The sequence below is a fragment of the Lederbergia citri genome (genome assembly GCF_018343625.1).
Taxonomy (GTDB): domain Bacteria; phylum Bacillota; class Bacilli; order Bacillales; family Bacillaceae_C; genus Lederbergia; species Lederbergia citri.
In genome coordinates this window covers 377,154-393,906 of sequence record NZ_JAGYPG010000003.1, presented here as the reverse complement: position 1 = coordinate 393,906, position 16,753 = coordinate 377,154, and the positions used below count along the sequence as shown (strand labels likewise).

Below are 16,753 nucleotides of genomic sequence, written 5' to 3'. Positions count from 1 at the left end.
AGAGGACAAGAAGTTTGCTAGTCGATAGGCGCTGGAGCTAGAAAAGAAAAAAGCATAGTGCGCCTGTAAATATGCGCAGCTATGCTCACATAAAAAAGACACGGGTATCCTATAGCCCGCGTCTTTTATCTAAACAATCCGAAAAATTATCCAATTAAACGGCAGGCTGAGTCCATATTCAGTTGTAGAATGTTTACAATTAACTTTTTCATCATGATCAGCCTCCCTTCCTTCATTTTGATTGGTTTGAATGCTCATATGGTAGCATGAGAGAATTTGTCATGTCAATTAGTTATTGGAAAAAATTTTCATACTACTTTCATATTGGACAGATAAATATAACAATATTCAATTTTTGAGAGAATCTTTAAGAAAAAACTGTAAAGACTAAGAACAGGGAATGTCCTTGCTCAAATAACATATGGGCCATAGATTGTGTGCAGTTAATAATAGAAGTCACTGTTTAAGTGATGTTCCTATTTCATCCTTTGAGGGAGATATAGGAAACGAACGAGTTTATGCTTACTATTCGCAGGGAAAAGGAATAGAGGCTAAGTGTAAAAGCGCTGGATCTGCAGTTAGGAAAAGAATAACTAAATATGTAGAAGGGGAAAAAATATGGATTATAAACTGAAAGAGGAAATCGTAAAAAGTGTCCCTCAGAAAGGTTTTTTCGGGCATCCGAAAGGTTTGTTCACTTTATTTTTCACTGAGTTTTGGGAACGTTTTTCTTATTACGGCATGAGGGCCATTCTAATTTATTATATGTACTACGCTGTTTCTGAAGGCGGACTTGGTTTGGACAAAACGACGGCAGCTTCCGTCATGGCTATATACGGGTCTCTCGTTTATATGTCTGGAATCATTGGGGGCTGGATAGCGGATCGGGTACTCGGGACGAAAAAAACTGTTTTCTTTGGTGGAATTTTAATTATGTTTGGCCATATCGCCCTGTCCTTTCCAGGTGGAATCGTCGCTTTATTTTTATCTATGGGACTAATTGTTATCGGTACAGGTCTTTTGAAGCCAAATGTTTCAAGCGTCGTCGGTGATTTATACAGTGAAGACGATAACCGTCGCGATGCTGGTTTCAGTATTTTTTATATGGGAATTAATTTAGGTGCCTTTATCGCTCCTTTTATCGTAGGTACGCTTGGACAAAAATACAATTTTCATCTTGGTTTTGGGGTAGCTGCAATTGGGATGCTCTTAGGATTAGTAATATTTTTAGCAACAAGGAAAAATAATTTGGGACTTGCAGGGTCCCATGTTCCAAACCCGCTCTCTCCAGATGAAAAGAAAAGAGTTTATTTAGGTTTTATTATTGTCGCTATTATCGTTATCTTACTTGCTGCTTTGACGATTTCCAATGGCATTTTAACGATTGATCGCTTCACCATGCTCGTTAGTATTTTTGGGATAGTAATTCCTGCAGCTTATTTTATTGTTATGTTTCGAAGTAAAAAGACAACTCCTGACGAACGATCCAATTTAACAGCTTATATCCCGTTATTCATTGCATCGATTATGTTTTGGGCAATTGAAGAACAAGGGGCCATTATACTTGCACAGTATGCCGACCAACGAACACAATTGCAATTTGCAGGATTAAAATTAGAGTCCTCTTGGTTCCAATCATTAAACCCAATCTTTATCGTCATTTTCGCACCAATTTTTGCTTGGCTATGGATAAGACTCGGTAAACGCCAACCGTCGACTCCAGCAAAATTTGCATGGGGACTTGTTTTTGCGGGTCTTTCTTTTATCGTCATGATCTTTCCTGCTTATATAAACGGAGTAGACACGCTTGTAAGTCCCATTTGGCTAGTTCTAAGCTTCTTTATCGTCGTGCTTGGTGAACTTTGTTTATCACCTGTTGGACTTTCCGCCACTACAAGATTGGCACCAGCAGCTTTCTCAGCACAGACGATGAGCCTTTGGTTTTTATCAAATGCTTCAGCACAGGCGATTAATGCACAGCTTGTGAAATTGTATAAACCCGAGACCGAAATTATCTATTTCGGTGTCATTGGTGGTATATCAATTTTACTTGGACTAATTTTGTTTGCGATGTCTCCGAAAATTCAGTCGTATATGCGAGGTACTCGGTAATCGGAAGAAAGAACCATCATCCATTTAAACTTGGGTGATGGTTCTTTCTATTTTAACATCTCACTTAATAAGGCTTCGGACTTAATAGTGCTCTCGCTTTGTTGATCGTCTCCTTATATTCATTTTTAGGAATGGAATCGGCCACAATCCCAGCGCCAGCTTGCAAATAGGCATGTTGGTCTTTTATGACGAGAGAACGGATGGCAATGGCAAAATCGACATCGCCATTTGCATTAATATAACCAATGGCACCAGCATAGACACCACGTTTTACTTCCTCAAGGTCATTGATGATTTGCATCGCACGAGGTTTCGGAGCTCCAGACACAGTGCCGGCAGGAAGACAGGAGATGAGTGCGTCAATACCCGTTTTCCCTTCTGCCAGCGTCCCTTCCAATTCGGAAACGATGTGCATGACATGACGGTAACGCTCAATTTTCATATGTCGCTTAATATTTACTGTATCATCTAAACATATATTGCCAAGATCCTCACAACCCAAATCTACAAGCATCCGATGTTCAGATAATTCCTTTTCATCCGCTAAAAGTTCTGCTTCAAGCGCGAGGTCTTCATCTTGTGTTTCTCCGCGCCTCCTCGTCCCGGCAATTGGATTTGTTGAAACAATTCGTCCACTTGTTTTAATAAAGCTTTCTGGAGACGCTCCTAAAACAACGTATTCATCAAAATCAACGTAAAACATATAAGGTGAAGGATTAGAGTTTCTTAATACCCGATAAAAGTGAAAAGGATCTGCCCCAACCTTTCCGATCATTCTTTGCGACAAAACGACTTGCTCTATTTCACCTTTTTTAATAAATTCCTGTGCTGCCTCTACCTTACGTATGAATTCCTCTTTTTCCAATTGAGGTGTGAATTCAATTTTACAATCGGTTAATGTCTCATCTTGTTCCTTTCGTGATATTTGCTTCTCCAATTCATTCATGCGCTTTTCTAACTCTTCCTCTGTTCGATTTCCATGCAGATCAATTGCAAGTACATAGATTGATTGGGCTAAATGGTCATACACGATTGCATCTTCATATACCATAAAATGAATATCCGGCATATTGATTTCATCTTTCAGCTCTTCTCCAATATCCACATACTGACGAATCGCATCATACCCTACATACCCCACCGCTCCACCGTAAAAAGGAAAAGGAAGTTCTAAATCAAGTCTAGGAAGTGAAGCCTGGATGATATCAAGAGGCACTCCTATTTGTTCCTCGACTCCTGTAGATGAAATAATCGATGCCTTATTCCCTTCTCCGATAATTTCCATAACAGGATTAACACCAATAAATGAATATCGTCCTTGTTCACTATGCTTTAGCGAACTTTCTAATAAAAACTTTTTCGTTCCTTCCAATCGCAAGAAAATATTAATCGGAGTAAGAACATCCCCATTCAATTTTCTCATTTTAAAATTCGCTTGTTTTGTTTGCATTTTCTTTTCCCCTTCCAAATTTTTTCGAAATACAAAAAGCCCTCAGATGAACACAATATAGTGTTCATCTGAGGGCGATATAACCGCGGTGCCACCTCGTATTGAAGACCTTTTCAAAAAATCCCCATCTCTTTCAGGCACGGGAAATCACTTCCGATGCCCTATCCATATAACGGCGGAAAACCGAATTCCCCTACTTTATTTCAGGAAATCACTCTCAAGTCCATTCTGTATAGGCTTTCGTACCGGATTCACACCAACACCGGCTCTCTGCAACGAATTACTTACACATACTACTCTTGATCAACGCTTTTGATATATTTTTTACTAAAACACAAAAAGGCCCCTCATCCAAAGGACGGACGAAGGACCGTGGTGCCACCTTTATTCAGCCAAAAATCAGCTCTCTTCCGCACAATGCCCAAATGCATTTATGCGTGCTCCCTTGTATCGACGGGATTTTCGCCAAAGCCTACACCTAAATTATCCAAGGTTCGGTTTGGAAGCTCGGAAGCCCATTCACTTGCATGAATCACACCGATTTGCACCAACCATCGGCTCTCTAAAGAGTCATCCAAGTTACTATTCTTCTTCATTGCCTAAAAATGTTTAATTGATTGATTATGATGATAGTAAAAATTTTCTGTCATGTCAATCATTATTTTCCTAACATTAAACGATGGTTGCTAAAAAGTTTGGCTGAAATAGGGAATAAGATGATAATCAGCAAAGCGTAGCTTCCTGCTGCTAGCCCAAATGCACCTACTGTCAACTGCCCGCTGAACGCATCGCGGACGAATAAGAATAAATTCATGATTGGAGCAGCATACAATGGAAGGCTAAGTGTTTCACCAGCAAAAAACATGAACAGCATCGGAAGAGTAATCATCCCTATCACAGGTGTCATATAATAACCTGCTTCTTTAACCGAATTCGCCATCATGCTTAAGATCATTTCAATTTCGGCAAAGAAAATGGCGAATAAGACGATCAAAACAATACTCATAAGGACAAATGGAACAGGATTCGCGATAACCGCCAGCCCTTTTTTGAGTTCAGCAGTAAAATTGACAAATATACTTAGTAAAGCAATACATAATACCCCAGTAAATATTCCGAGCAAGGAAATAGTCATCCATTTTGCCAATAATATTTTGATTGGCTTAATAGGAGTGATGAGCAATGCTTCAATCGTTTTCTTTTCCTTTTCACCTGCAAATAGCTCTGTTGCAGATGGGTAGGAACCATTAGCAATCGCCATTGGGATAAGAAGTGGGATCAAGATTGCCAGCATAAAAGATGCTAATGCATTATCTTCATCTTTTGTTGTTTTTGTTTCAAGTTGGAAGACTTCTAAAACGCTGCTATCAATATTTTGACCTGCTAGCCGCAAATGAACGGTTTCTTGCTGCCATTGGTTAAATCCAGCCATGACAATATTGGAAGCATTAGATGAATCTTGACTACCTGGATCAAAAATAATATTGACCGGAATCGCTTCCTCGTTTTCTAGCTTTTGTTTCCAACCTTCATCTAGCTTTATTCCAATCTGAACCTTTTTTTCTTCAACTGCATTTTGCACATCTTGAAATTTTTCTATTGTTAAAGTAGGCATATACTTCTCTAACTGTATAATCAGTTCAGAGTCTACCCCTTCATCTACCGCCACTGTAAAATCTTCTTCTACATTAGTTGTTAAAATTTTATCATAAAAAAATGTAAGTCCTGCCATCATGAGTAAAGGGAAAATAATCAGCAACGTAATGCTGCGCTTATCTCGTAATACATCTTTCATTTCTTTAAGAAAAATTGTTTTAAACATATAAATCACCTCTTACTACTTTTGATGTAAATAAATAATTTAAGTCCCTGTTGTTTTCCTGTGCATATAAATCTTCAAGACTTCCTTCGTAAACGATTTGTCCTTTATGCATCATGATGACGTCCTCGCACAGCTGAGCAATTTCGTCCATAATATGAGTTGAGAAAACTATCGTTTTCCCTTCGCTTTTGTATTGATATATAAATTCACGAAATATATTAGAGGATGTAATATCAAGACCTGTTGTCGGCTCATCGAAAAGAACGATATCAGGATTATGGATAAGTGTCCGTGCAATCGCAACCTTTTGCCTCATCCCTTTTGAAAATCCTTCTACTTTCCGGTCCAAATATTTACGCATGCCAAATCGTTTCGCCAACATCTCAATTTGGTTTTTTATATCATGAGAAGACATCCCGTATAGAGTTCCGAAATACTCTAAATTCTCACGGGCCGTCAATCTGTTATAAAGTCCTGTTTCCGAGCCAAACAAAACTCCGAGCCTAGACCTTACCTTCTCTTTGTTTTCAAAAATATTTTCTCCGTCTAATGTGATGTTTCCTTCGTCAGGCTCAATGAGCGTACAAAGCATACGAAGCAATGTTGTTTTTCCTGCTCCATTCTCACCAATCAGCCCAACAACATGCCCTTTTTTAACTGTTAGTGATAAATAATCAATTGCTTTCACTACTTGTTTTTTATCTTTAAATTGTTTCGTTACTTGATCAACGACGATCATGCCGTTCCTCTCCTTCGTTTTAATGTCTAACTGTATTGTAAGGCAGAAAGATTTTTCGGTCTGCCATTATGTCGCAAAGAGGGCTTTACATGTCGCGAAAGGGGTTGAAATCTTTATGAACAGGATGTTAGAAAAGCGCAGGAGCCTTGCCCATCGACGTACAGGCCCACAGGATGTGGGTCCGTCGACGTAGCCACAGGAAGTGGCGGTTTTAGTCGACGTACCTTATTGGGCCTTTGACTGAGATAAAGGAAACACGATGAGTCCAAAAGGACGAATCGATGTTGACTTATCGTAGGGAAAAGGACAAGAAGTTTGCTAGTCGATAGGCGCCGGAGCTAGACAGAGACAACATACATCCAAAAAATGTAGGCATTAAAAAAATAATATTTTCTATAACTTTTGAAAAATGTTTTATAATGGTAGTTAGCATGTTTTAAAGGGGTTTTTGCCATGAGAGTGGGCATCGTGGATGACAGAATAATAGACTTAGATAAATTGAAATATATTTTACAAGAAGAAGAGGATGTCGAGCTCATTTTTGCCACGACAAATCCTGAGGAAGCTTACGCTGAAATTCAAAAAAACAAGATTGATTTATTAATAGCCGATATTGAAATGCCGGGGATTTCAGGTTATGAACTAGCTGATTTTATCCAAACACATGGCCTTTTGATTACCGTTATCTTTGTAACGGCTAAAAGCGGCTATGCCGTGCATGCCTTTGAATTAAATGTTCATGATTATATTTTAAAACCTTATAAAAAAGAAAGACTTTTGCAAGCTTTAGCAAAATATCGTGAAAAACAGCATGCGGGGAATCTTACAGGGCGCTTAATTCTGAAGCAAAAAGGTCATATCGAAATGATCCCTAAAAAAGATATCATTTTTGCAGAACGAACAGGGCGTTCCACAACAATTTATACAACGAATTCATCTCATGAAACGTATATGACAATGAATGAGCTGGAAGGAAGTCTTCGTGAAAATAACTTCATTCGCTCACATCGCTCTTTCATTATTAATCTGCATTTCGTAAAAAGTTTTTCTATTTATACAAAAAAATCTTACAGCGTGACGTTTGAAGGTACAAAGCACATTGCCATGCTGACAAAAGAAAAAATGGACTATTTGCAAAAGTATTATTTTTGAGGTGAAAAGATGCAGTTGGTTCCCTTAATATTAGCGATTATATGGACGATTTGGCTAAAAGGTTATTTTGTCACTTTTCTGTTAGTGGTCGTTTCCATTGCGCAATTTTATTTTTATAAAAAAGAGCCCCTTCCTTCTTTGTGGAAAAGGGTGACCATCGTAATGCAGCTCTTTTGGTTGTTAGCTGCCTTTTTAACGAATACGTCTTACATAACCATTGGGATTATTCTCCCGCTTGTAGCTCTTTTTTTCATGCGCATATCTTTACATAAAGAACAGGAAAAACTTGCGGTGATTTCCGCGAACTACGAACAACAAATGGAATTATTATATGAGCTGCGAAAACAACGTCACGACTTACAGAAACATACATCCGCACTTTTACACGCTCGTTCTGAAAAGCATATATCTGAACTACATACCCGTTATACGCAAATCGATGGCATTTTACGAGGTGAATCAAACGTTGTAGCAGGTGCTCTTTATGCGTATAATGAACAGGCTCGTGAAAAAGGAGTAAGTTTGGAATATCATATCCAACACGCAATTTCCGGTTTGCCTCTGTCAGAGTATGAGCTAATATCGTTTATTGGAAATATATTGGAAAACAGTATAGATTCCGCTCATGATTTTAGCATTTCATCAAACAAACAAGGAAAAATTCTTTTTTCTTGCAGGAAACAAAGCGGAGTATGGGTCATTATTTGTAAAAATGACACATTGCCTCTTGATGACCATATAATTGAGCGAATTTACACAAGTAAATCTATTTCGACCAAAACTGGGAATCATGAAGGTATCGGTACCCAAGAAATCATGCGTATCGTCAAAGCAAATAAAGGTACCCTTGATTTTTCTGTTATCGGGGATCAATTTACGTTAAAAATAAAAATTCCTGACGTACGAAAACCTGCAAGTTTGTGAGAATACGAATTAACAAGAGGCCCTTCAACTCGTGAAGGACCTCTTGTTTTGTAAATTTAATTAAATCCATAATGCAAATAAGCCTTCATTAAAGCCTAAATTATACATGTAATAAAGTCCGAACAACGCACTAATTCCACCTGTTAATAAAATAAGAGAGCGACTCAATGAAAAACGCTTTACGCTTAAAATAAATGGAATCCCAATAAGAGTGGTAAAGAATAGCATACCTATAATTGTTCCTAATCCAAAGATTAATATAAACATGACCCCGTGCCAAACCGTATGGACTGTACTCATCGTAAGCAAAACCATAGCAGCGCTGCCCGCAAGTCCATGGATTAAACCTATAATAAGAGATTTATAGTATCCAGGCTTCTTTTTCTCGTCTTTATGATCAGTATGATGGTTATGCATATCTTCTTTTTGTCTTCTAACAGATAACATGCTAACGATTCCTAAATACACAAGCATAATCCCAACAAAAAACTCCAGCGTCAATGACCATTTATCTGATATCCCGTTTTTCATTAATATTAAAGTCAAACCGATAATAAAAAGAGTAGCTGTATGCCCTATTCCCCAAAAAACGCCGGCTAAAGAAGCATGCCATAACTTTTTGCTCCTGCTCGCAATGGTAGAGACTGCAATTACATGATCCGGTTCAATTGCATGCTTAATCCCCAGAATAAAACCTAGTGTTAATACTGATAGTAAAGTAACCTCCAACCTTTTCTCCTCCCTCTTTTTAGCTCTCCCATGTTTTAAAACCCGCCAACATACCTTATTGCCGGGTCATAAAACATTAGTATTTTCTTAAAAAGCTAGGCTTTTTCTTAAACCACTCTTCACTAATGATATGATGATAATCAGCGAATATTCCTTCGATTGTTTGGGTTGAATTAGCAAGTACACGAACAGTGAAACCTGAAACTGGTAGAAGAGACATCCCTATCATCATGTCATTTCTATCTGTATGGATATCTCGAAATAACGTATCCAGAAAATCATGGCTCGTATCCTCCCCTATTACAATCATCGAACCTAAGTGAGAGAAACCTTCCATTAACCCAAGTGCATTCATTTTTTGATTCTTTGGATGCAACTTTATATGATCATATACCACTAATTCATTATCAACGTATATTTCATTTATTAATTGAAGCAAATCATAACTAAAAGATTCACCTTCTGGAGACCATCCAGGAGTAATGATATCAGAGTAAAAAAGTGTAGCTCCTTTTTCTAATCGAAATACATTTTTTTGCTTATAGCGAGCATGCCGATACGCAATAAGCGGATCGGGGATGTATTCTAGATAGCTTCCCTCTTTTAATAAAAACTCCGATTCTTGATATGCGCATTTTTGAGGAGTTTTGTATATTTTTGTAGCTGACTGTGTTGTTATCGTAAGTTTCGCGTCTTTTTCCAACGATATTTGCATGCGATAGCGATCCCCATCCAAGTAGCCCCCACCAGGATTCAACAAATAATAGCAAACTTGTCCAGAGTTGTCATGATAAACCGGCCTCATCACTTTAAAGGCACCTTGGAAATACACATTCTTGGCAACTGTTTTTCCCTTCTTATCTTCTACATCCAGCTTTAAAATTCCTGTCCAGTCTTCCATTTTAATCTAATCCTTTTAGTAATGCATGCTGCTTAATCCAATTAATGACTTCATCCAAACCCTTATTTTCTTTTAAGTTTGTAAACACAAACGGTTTATCTCCACGAAACACCTTTGTATCTGACTCCATGACTTCGAGACTAGCACCAACATAAGGAGCCAGATCGGTTTTATTTATGATAAAAAGATCTGATTTAATCATCCCTTGTCCACCTTTGCGTGGAATTTTTTCACCTTGGGCAACATCAATAATATAAATGGAGAAATCAACGAGCTCTGGACTGAATGTAGCTGCTAAATTATCACCGCCGCTTTCAACAAAAATGAGCTCAACGTCAGGGTGCCGTTCTTTTAATTCATCAATAGCAGCAAAATTCATAGACGCATCTTCACGAATAGCGGTATGCGGGCATCCTCCCGTTTCCACTCCAATAATTCGATCATCATCAAGTACTCCATTTTGCATTAAAAACTTGGCGTCTTCCTTCGTGTAAATATCATTTGTGACAACCGCCATGCTAATATCATCTTGCATATGGCGAGTCAACTTTTCTACTAGCATTGTTTTACCCGCTCCAACAGGTCCCCCTACTCCAATTTTAATCGGTTCCATGCAAACACTTCCTTCAAACAATTTTAAGTGAGTGTTCAAAAAGTAGGATAAAAAGGACCAAGTCGGCTAAAAGCGCTGATTTCTGCGTTGCCGACAGGATGTAGGCGATTTTAGCAAAAAATCCTATCCAGTTACATGAGCAGAAGGAATGCTTCCCTGAATCCACATCGCACGCAGGAAAAGTGGTTTTCTTTTCCAAGGAGCAGAGAAACAAGCCAACGCAGAAATTCGAAGTGTCATTTTTACCGGACTTTTTGACCATCCTCTTTAAGACATAAAAATACGGACATTTACTCTTTCATGATTCATTTGCGATAATTCAAGACCAGGAGAAACGATGCCAAAATCATCCTCTGTCAAAATAGAAATTTTTTCAGTAGCATCTACTAAAAATTGATGAAACTGCTTGATAATCTTCTGACCTGATGTTTGTCCCAACGGTATTGCCCTCACTGCATTTTGAACTAGAGTTAAAATAGTAGAATATAAATAAAACAAAGTAGTTGTTTTAGGCGGAATTCCTAAATGATGCCCTGCGGCAGTAAATACGATGGACGGGTGCCCAAAAGATTGCTTCCTTGAGATACGCTCTCCATATTCTAATAAAATCGGAATATGATATAAATCTTTGACAAGTTTTAACATTCGATCCCCAATCCTTTGTGTTCCTTCCCTTGATTCCCGGGGTAAATTTTGCACAGTTATTAAGCGATCCATTCTCCAAACCTGTTCTGTATCTCCCTTTTGAAGGGCCTCATATACTAATTTACAAGCCAACCCATCACAATAGATGAGCTGCTCGTTTAAGTACACATCCAGCCATGTTAGAAATGACTTTTCATCCTTCACATAATCATTCTGAATATACGTTTCAAGACCAAATGAATGACTAAATGCACCGGTCGGAAAATTTGAATCACATAATTGAAATAAGGAGAGAAGATTTTCATCCATGGCTATGCCCTATATGGCGAAATGCCTGCCTTACCTTTCTTTCTTCTCGCTTAAAAGGAATGTTTAGCTCTTGAAGTAATTCTTCAATAAGATAATCATATTGCACGAGCATAACATCATCTTCGAATTGTGCCGGAAGATGCCGATTCCCTAATTGGTGAGCAATATTTCCCATCTCGTACATATTTCTAGGACTGATAACAAGCAGATCATCTGACAGTACGTCAACCATTATTAAATTTTTATCATCCATATAAAGAACATCACCAGCAATGAGGTCCCGTGGATTCTTTAATCTGATGCCAATCTCTTTCCCGTGATCTGTTTTTACTCTTTGAATCCGCTTTACTAAATTCGCACTTTCTAGGTAGACCTTTTCTATATGTCGCCTCTCAATTTCTGCTCTTTCCATATCTTCAATATTTGTAAGGATTTGTTCGACTATCAATATGTTCACCTCAGAAAAGGAAATATCTTTGACCCATCGGAACGATATCTACAGGATCACAATAAATTAATTCTCCATTTACTTTTACTTCATATGTTTGTGGATCAACCGTTATATCAGGTGTTTCAGAATTAAGTTTCATATCCTTTTTTGTTAATTTTCGAATCCCCCGAACAGGAAGAGCCATCTTTTTCAAACCAAGTTTTTCTGGAACGTTATTATCAAAAGCCACTTGAGAAATAAACGTAATTGAGCTGTTGGACAATGCCTTCCCAAGTTGAGCATACATTGGCCGATAAATCACTGGTTGAGGAGTAGGAATTGAAGCGTTCGCGTCTCCCATTAAGCTTTCAACAACAAATCCGTTCTTTAATACCATTTCAGGCTTAACTCCGAAAAACGCAGGGTTCCAAATGACAAGATCGGCAATTTTCCCTACCTCTACAGATCCGACATACTCGGAGATACCATGAGTAATCGCAGGATTAATTGTATATTTCGCCACATAGCGCTTTGCACGATTATTATCAGAAAGCTTGCTATCTCCTTCCAGCGTCCCTCTTTGTTTTTTCATTTTATCAGCCACTTGCCATGTGCGCAGAATCACTTCGCCAATTCGCCCCATTGCCTGTGCATCAGAACTAACCATACTAAACACACCCATATCTTGAAGTATATCTTCTGCGGCAATCGTTTCTCGTCTGATACGTGAATCTGCAAAGGCCAAATCCTCTGGAATGGAAGGGTTCAAATGGTGACAAACCATTAACATATCCAAATGCTCATCCACTGTATTAATCGTGTATGGCATCGTTGGATTGGTCGAAGACGGCAAGACATTCATATAACTAGCTGATTTAATTAAGTCAGGAGCATGTCCTCCCCCTGCACCTTCGGTATGATACATATGAATGACTCGGTCTTTAAGCGCAGCCATTGTATTTTCCATGAATCCACTTTCGTTCAAAGTGTCTGCATGAAGTGCTACCTGAACGTCATATTTGTCAGCTACCCTTAATGCGTGGTCAAGTGCTGACGGTGTAGCTCCCCAATCTTCATGGACTTTTAACCCTATAGCACCTGCCCTGATTTGCTCAGCTAGCGGCTCTTCCGTTGCGGCTTGTCCCTTTCCTGTAAAACCAACATTAATGGGTAGAGCTTCAGATGCTTCGAGCATTCTGTGAATATTCCATTCACCAGGAGTAACCGTTGTTGCCTTTGATCCTGCAGCTGGACCTGTTCCGCCACCAATTAACGTTGTAAGCCCTGCTGCAGGAGCCGTTTCGATTTGGGTGGGATTAATAAAGTGGACATGTGTGTCGATTCCACCTGCAGTTACAATCATTCCTTCTCCAGCGATGATTTCTGTAGATGCGCCAATTACAATATCCACATTGTCCATTACGAGTGGATTACCCGCTTTTCCAATCTTAAATATCTTTCCATCTCGAATGGCAATATCCGCTTTAACAATCCCGGTATAGTCGAGGATAACAGCATTCGTAATGACTACATCTGGGATGTCGTCCCCCCTTGTAACCAAAGGGTTTTGCCCCATACCATCACGAATGACCTTACCGCCTCCGAATACGACCTCTTCCCCATAGGTTGTATAATCCTTCTCAACTTGGATGAATAGATCTGTATCTGCTAAACGAATGGAATCACCTGTAGTAGGGCCATACATTTGAGCATATTGCTTTCTAGACATTTCACTCATTTAATGCCACCTCTTTCTACAGACCCATCTACTTTGTTGTTAAATCCATAAACCTTTTGTTCTCCACCATAACGAATTAATTCCACTTCTTTTTCATCACCGGGTTCAAATCTTACTGCAGCTCCAGCGGGAACGTTTAAACGTTTTCCTAGAGTTTCTTCCCTATTAAATTGAAGGGCCTCATTTACTTCATAAAAATGAAAATGAGAACCTATCTGAACAGGTCGGTCCCCAGTATTCTTTACAGAGACTTTAAATACCTCTTTGCCTTTATTGATAAAAATGTCTTCTTCTTTTAAAAATAATTGTCCTGGTTGCATGTTTTATGCCTCCTGAATCATTATCGTATCGGATTATGTACAGTCACAAGCTTTGTACCGTCTGGAAACGTTGCTTCCACTTGAATATCATCAATTATGTCCGGGATACCTTCCATAACATCCTCACTCGATAGGATTGTCCCCCCATATTCCATTAACTCAGCAACGGTTTTACCGTCTCTTGCACCTTCCAGTACCTCATGTGTAATTAATGCCACTGCTTCAGGATAATTTAATTTTAAACCACGCTCTTTCCTCCTTCTGGCCAAATCGGCAGCTACGACAATCATGAGCTTGTCAATTTCTCTTGGTGATAAAAGCATTGTAAAACCTCCCTGTTCATGTAACATTTACCAAACGACTTCAATTATTATTTACATAAAAATGAAAATTACTCTTTTTAAAAAATTAATCATAAAAATGCATTCTATTTTTATAGGGATTAAACAACATCTAATGGGAAATTTAAATAAAGAGAGAAGACGAGAGGGAAAGGGACGTTATTATGCCAAAGAATCATCGGAATTCATGGACAGAAGGAAATATCGTTCAATTCCTTATCGCTTCCATGAAAGGTATTTCACAAGTAATCTTAATAGAAAATGTTTTAACTGGGATCATTATATTGATAGCCATATCATGTGCATCTATTGTGTTAGGTATTATCACACTATTATCATCTATATTAGGAACTTTTGTAGGCAAGTTGGGAAGAGCGGATGAAGCTAAAGTAAAACAAGGTCTTTTCGGTTACAACTCCGTACTGACTGGGATAGCTTTAATGTTATATATGAGCGGGCCCTACCATTGGATTATTGCTCTTTTTGGAGCAGCTGTTGCAGCGATTCTAACAGCCACTATGATGCACTTTATGAAAAATAAGGAACTCCCTGTACTAACCGCTCCCTTTGTTGTTCTGACCTGGTTTATGTTGCTCGTTACATATAGATTAAAAACTTTTGATTTATCTAAAGCATTAGTTCCTCAAAATTTATCAAGTTGGGAATTAAATACTGCAGGGGAAATAAACTGGGTTGAGGGTGCAGTTGGCGGCATCGAGCAAATCTTTTTTCTCGATAATCCTTTTTCGGGTATTTTACTTTTTATAGCTGTTTTTTTAGCTGGGTGGAAATTTGGCCTGTTTACAATAATAGGCAATACAGTTGCTTTACTTGTCTCGTTCTGGCTTGGAGGAGAACATTCGTTAATATATTCAGGTCTCTATGGTTACAATGCCATTTTAGCCTCTTTAGCAGTGGGGGCATTTTATACTAATCATAAACCATTTGGCGAGCTACTTTTTTCAGGTATTTTAGCCGCTGTTTTAACAGTGCTTCTTACAGCGAGTGTAAGTACTTGGCTATTACCATACGGCCTGCCAGCATTAACCATGCCATTCGTACTTAGCACTTGGATTATTTTGGGAGCAAGAAAAGTTTTACCTGGATTGTGAAGAGTGCAACGTCCTGCTCCAGACTCAGGCAACGACTTTCTGTCACTTTGCCTGCACTAGTACATCCATGTACTTCGCAATGTCTTGATCCGGAATCCTGCGAGCCTCCGAGTAATAAATAAAAGGCATCCGATCATTTTTTGTCGGATGCCTTTTATGTCATTCCACCATGTTATCCAATTGTTCATGCACTTGTGATTCTATTGCTTCTACGTGTTGATCTTCAAAAACTTTATGGGGATGAGGATGAAACCATTTTATTTCACCATCGTGCCTAATTCCTTGATAATCATTTCCTTGAATAGTTACCTTAAATTGAGGACGTTCATGAAATTGCCCTTCAAACATTGGCTTTACTTCAAAATCATCATACATGATAAACCTCCTATCTTTTTTCATGTTGCCCTTCCTTTAAATTATGTTCCTTTTTTAAAATCATAGTCGTATAAAATTTATAATGGAAAAATAGATGGTGTAGTATTAAGAAAACCAATTTAAAAAATGATACAATTAGAGACACTCTGGCAAAATCTTTGGAGTTGATAAATTGAACAACAATCATTTAAATGAACAACATTTAATCGATGCTTGTCTTCTGGCAGGTAAAATATTGATGAAAAGTGGAGCTGAAACGTATCGTGTAGAGGATACGATGATGAGAATGGCTGCGTCATACGGATTCAATGAAACTCAAAGCTTTGTGACGCCGACTGGAATTATATTTTCTTTAGAAGGTTCAAATCCATCACAATTTGTACGAATTAGTGAACGAGGGACTGATTTGGAGAAAATTACGAAAGTCAATCATATCTCAAGGAGTATCGCAGAAGGAAAATTGAATGCAAACGAAGCTCTCCTAGCCCTTAAGGACCTGGAAAAGGCAAATTTCGCTTTCCCTATTTGGCTTCAAATCGTAGCAGCTGCCATTGCGAGCGGTAGCTTTTTAATTATGTTTAAAGGAACTTGGGCTGATTATGTACCTGCTATATTTGTAGGAGGAATAGGGTTTTCAACCTTTTTAGTCATACACTTTCATGCCAAAGTAAAGTTTTTTTCTGAGTTTTCGGCATCATTTGTCATTGGATTACTGGGGATGCTTGCAGTAAATAATGGCTGGGGGAAGCAACTTGATTTGATTGTAATTGCATCGGTTATGCCACTAGTTCCCGGTTTACTTATAACAAACGCTATACGCGATCTTATGGCGGGACACTTTGTATCCGGATTATCAAAAGGAGCAGAAGCTTTTTTAACGGCATTGGCGATTGGTGCTGGCGTTGCATTTGTATATTCATTATGGCTATAAGAAAAGCAGAAGGCGATTGTCAATAGGATATGTTTTAGGCAAAATGTTCGCTTATTAACTTGCCACTGATTTATGACCTCGAGCCCAAACGGCTGTAGCAGGACACTAAA

17 protein-coding genes and 2 other annotated features are annotated in these 16,753 nt (G+C 38.5%); of the genes, 5 read left to right on the top strand and 12 right to left on the bottom strand.

Annotated elements, in window-relative coordinates; all coding sequences use genetic code 11:
• The first annotated feature begins 618 nt into the window (after positions 1–618).
• On the top strand, positions 619–2,112 hold the full coding sequence (locus KHA97_RS18060; protein WP_213126161.1) for a peptide MFS transporter: 1,494 nt from the start codon (positions 619–621) through the stop codon (positions 2,110–2,112).
• 64 nt (positions 2,113–2,176) lie between these two features.
• On the opposite strand, the gene trpE is transcribed toward KHA97_RS18060, so the two are convergent.
• From trpE to KHA97_RS18045, 3 genes are all read right to left on the bottom strand, one after another.
• Entirely contained in the window at positions 2,177–3,562 is a 1,386-nt protein-coding gene (trpE, locus tag KHA97_RS18055; protein ID WP_213126160.1) for an anthranilate synthase component I, read from the bottom strand.
• 67 nt (positions 3,563–3,629) lie between these two features.
• Positions 3,630–3,878, bottom strand: a binding site (T-box leader).
• A gap of 35 nt (positions 3,879–3,913) precedes the next feature.
• Positions 3,914–4,167, bottom strand: a binding site (T-box leader).
• Positions 4,168–4,220: 53 nt separating this feature from the next.
• Positions 4,221–5,384, bottom strand: coding sequence for an ABC transporter permease (locus tag KHA97_RS18050; RefSeq protein ID WP_213126159.1), 1,164 nt, complete (start codon positions 5,382–5,384; stop codon positions 4,221–4,223).
• Positions 5,377–6,123, bottom strand: a complete 747-nt coding sequence (locus KHA97_RS18045; RefSeq protein ID WP_213126158.1) for an ATP-binding cassette domain-containing protein — start codon at positions 6,121–6,123, stop codon at positions 5,377–5,379. Before KHA97_RS18045 ends, KHA97_RS18050 begins: the two co-directional genes overlap by 8 nt.
• A 453-nt stretch (positions 6,124–6,576) precedes the next feature.
• Here KHA97_RS18045 and KHA97_RS18040 point away from each other — a divergent pair, with 453 nt between their 5' ends.
• Positions 6,577–7,275: a LytR/AlgR family response regulator transcription factor gene (locus KHA97_RS18040; protein ID WP_213126157.1), complete on the top strand. Its 699-nt coding sequence runs from the start codon at positions 6,577–6,579 to the stop codon at positions 7,273–7,275.
• Between the two features lie 9 nt (positions 7,276–7,284).
• A complete protein-coding gene (locus tag KHA97_RS18035; RefSeq protein ID WP_213126156.1) occupies positions 7,285–8,199 on the top strand; it encodes a sensor histidine kinase in 915 nt (304 codons plus the stop codon).
• 60 nt (positions 8,200–8,259) lie between these two features.
• Here KHA97_RS18035 and KHA97_RS18030 read toward each other — a convergent pair whose 3' ends face one another.
• From KHA97_RS18030 to KHA97_RS17995, 8 genes are all read right to left on the bottom strand, one after another.
• The gene (locus KHA97_RS18030) at positions 8,260–8,928 is read right to left on the bottom strand and encodes an urease accessory protein UreH domain-containing protein (RefSeq protein WP_213126155.1); all 669 of its coding nucleotides are present in this window, start codon (positions 8,926–8,928) and stop codon (positions 8,260–8,262) included.
• A 76-nt stretch (positions 8,929–9,004) separates the two neighbouring features.
• Positions 9,005–9,829 (bottom strand): urease accessory protein UreD, encoded by an 825-nt coding sequence (locus tag KHA97_RS18025; protein WP_213126154.1) that lies wholly within the window; start codon positions 9,827–9,829, stop codon positions 9,005–9,007.
• 1 nt (position 9,830) lies between these two features.
• Positions 9,831–10,442: an urease accessory protein UreG gene (ureG, locus tag KHA97_RS18020; protein ID WP_213126153.1), complete on the bottom strand. Its 612-nt coding sequence runs from the start codon at positions 10,440–10,442 to the stop codon at positions 9,831–9,833.
• Between the two features lie 267 nt (positions 10,443–10,709).
• Complete coding sequence (locus tag KHA97_RS18015) at positions 10,710–11,396, bottom strand: urease accessory protein UreF (protein ID WP_213126152.1); 687 nt, start codon at positions 11,394–11,396, stop codon at positions 10,710–10,712.
• On the bottom strand, positions 11,389–11,844 hold the full coding sequence (ureE, locus tag KHA97_RS18010) for an urease accessory protein UreE (protein ID WP_213126151.1): 456 nt from the start codon (positions 11,842–11,844) through the stop codon (positions 11,389–11,391). Before ureE ends, KHA97_RS18015 begins: the two co-directional genes overlap by 8 nt.
• Before the next feature lie 10 nt (positions 11,845–11,854).
• Positions 11,855–13,564 (bottom strand): urease subunit alpha, encoded by a 1,710-nt coding sequence (ureC, locus tag KHA97_RS18005; protein ID WP_213126150.1) that lies wholly within the window; start codon positions 13,562–13,564, stop codon positions 11,855–11,857.
• A complete protein-coding gene (gene ureB / locus KHA97_RS18000; RefSeq protein WP_213126149.1) occupies positions 13,561–13,884 on the bottom strand; it encodes an urease subunit beta in 324 nt (107 codons plus the stop codon). Before ureB ends, ureC begins: the two co-directional genes overlap by 4 nt.
• 20 nt (positions 13,885–13,904) lie before the next feature.
• A complete protein-coding gene (locus KHA97_RS17995; RefSeq protein WP_213126148.1) occupies positions 13,905–14,207 on the bottom strand; it encodes an urease subunit gamma in 303 nt (100 codons plus the stop codon).
• 182 nt (positions 14,208–14,389) lie between these two features.
• Between KHA97_RS17995 and KHA97_RS17990 the strand changes: the two genes are divergently transcribed.
• Positions 14,390–15,337, top strand: coding sequence for an urea transporter (locus tag KHA97_RS17990; protein WP_213126147.1), 948 nt, complete (start codon positions 14,390–14,392; stop codon positions 15,335–15,337).
• 159 nt (positions 15,338–15,496) lie between these two features.
• Here the strand turns inward: KHA97_RS17990 and KHA97_RS17985 are convergent, their stop codons facing one another.
• Complete coding sequence (locus tag KHA97_RS17985; protein WP_213126146.1) at positions 15,497–15,712, bottom strand: hypothetical protein; 216 nt, start codon at positions 15,710–15,712, stop codon at positions 15,497–15,499.
• A 172-nt stretch (positions 15,713–15,884) separates the two neighbouring features.
• Between KHA97_RS17985 and KHA97_RS17980 the strand changes: the two genes are divergently transcribed.
• Positions 15,885–16,643: a threonine/serine exporter family protein gene (locus tag KHA97_RS17980; RefSeq protein WP_267912450.1), complete on the top strand. Its 759-nt coding sequence runs from the start codon at positions 15,885–15,887 to the stop codon at positions 16,641–16,643.
• Positions 16,644–16,753 lie beyond the last annotated feature (110 nt).

Excerpts from the sequence above, each read along its gene's own strand:
- KHA97_RS18060 (WP_213126161.1), top strand. The coding sequence starts at position 619 with ATGGATTATAAACTGAAAGAGGAAATCGTAAAAAGTGTCCCTCAGAAA.
- trpE (WP_213126160.1), bottom strand. The coding sequence starts at position 3,562 with ATGCAAACAAAACAAGCGAATTTTAAAATGAGAAAATTGAATGGGGAT.
- KHA97_RS18050 (WP_213126159.1), bottom strand. The coding sequence starts at position 5,384 with ATGTTTAAAACAATTTTTCTTAAAGAAATGAAAGATGTATTACGAGAT.
- KHA97_RS18045 (WP_213126158.1), bottom strand. The coding sequence starts at position 6,123 with ATGATCGTCGTTGATCAAGTAACGAAACAATTTAAAGATAAAAAACAA.
- KHA97_RS18040 (WP_213126157.1), top strand. The coding sequence starts at position 6,577 with ATGAGAGTGGGCATCGTGGATGACAGAATAATAGACTTAGATAAATTG.
- KHA97_RS18035 (WP_213126156.1), top strand. The coding sequence starts at position 7,285 with ATGCAGTTGGTTCCCTTAATATTAGCGATTATATGGACGATTTGGCTA.
- KHA97_RS18025 (WP_213126154.1), bottom strand. The coding sequence starts at position 9,829 with ATGGAAGACTGGACAGGAATTTTAAAGCTGGATGTAGAAGATAAGAAG.
- ureG (WP_213126153.1), bottom strand. The coding sequence starts at position 10,442 with ATGGAACCGATTAAAATTGGAGTAGGGGGACCTGTTGGAGCGGGTAAA.
- KHA97_RS18015 (WP_213126152.1), bottom strand. The coding sequence starts at position 11,396 with ATGGATGAAAATCTTCTCTCCTTATTTCAATTATGTGATTCAAATTTT.
- ureC (WP_213126150.1), bottom strand. The coding sequence starts at position 13,564 with ATGAGTGAAATGTCTAGAAAGCAATATGCTCAAATGTATGGCCCTACT.
- ureB (WP_213126149.1), bottom strand. The coding sequence starts at position 13,884 with ATGCAACCAGGACAATTATTTTTAAAAGAAGAAGACATTTTTATCAAT.
- KHA97_RS17995 (WP_213126148.1), bottom strand. The coding sequence starts at position 14,207 with ATGCTTTTATCACCAAGAGAAATTGACAAGCTCATGATTGTCGTAGCT.
- KHA97_RS17990 (WP_213126147.1), top strand. The coding sequence starts at position 14,390 with ATGCCAAAGAATCATCGGAATTCATGGACAGAAGGAAATATCGTTCAA.
- KHA97_RS17985 (WP_213126146.1), bottom strand. The coding sequence starts at position 15,712 with ATGTATGATGATTTTGAAGTAAAGCCAATGTTTGAAGGGCAATTTCAT.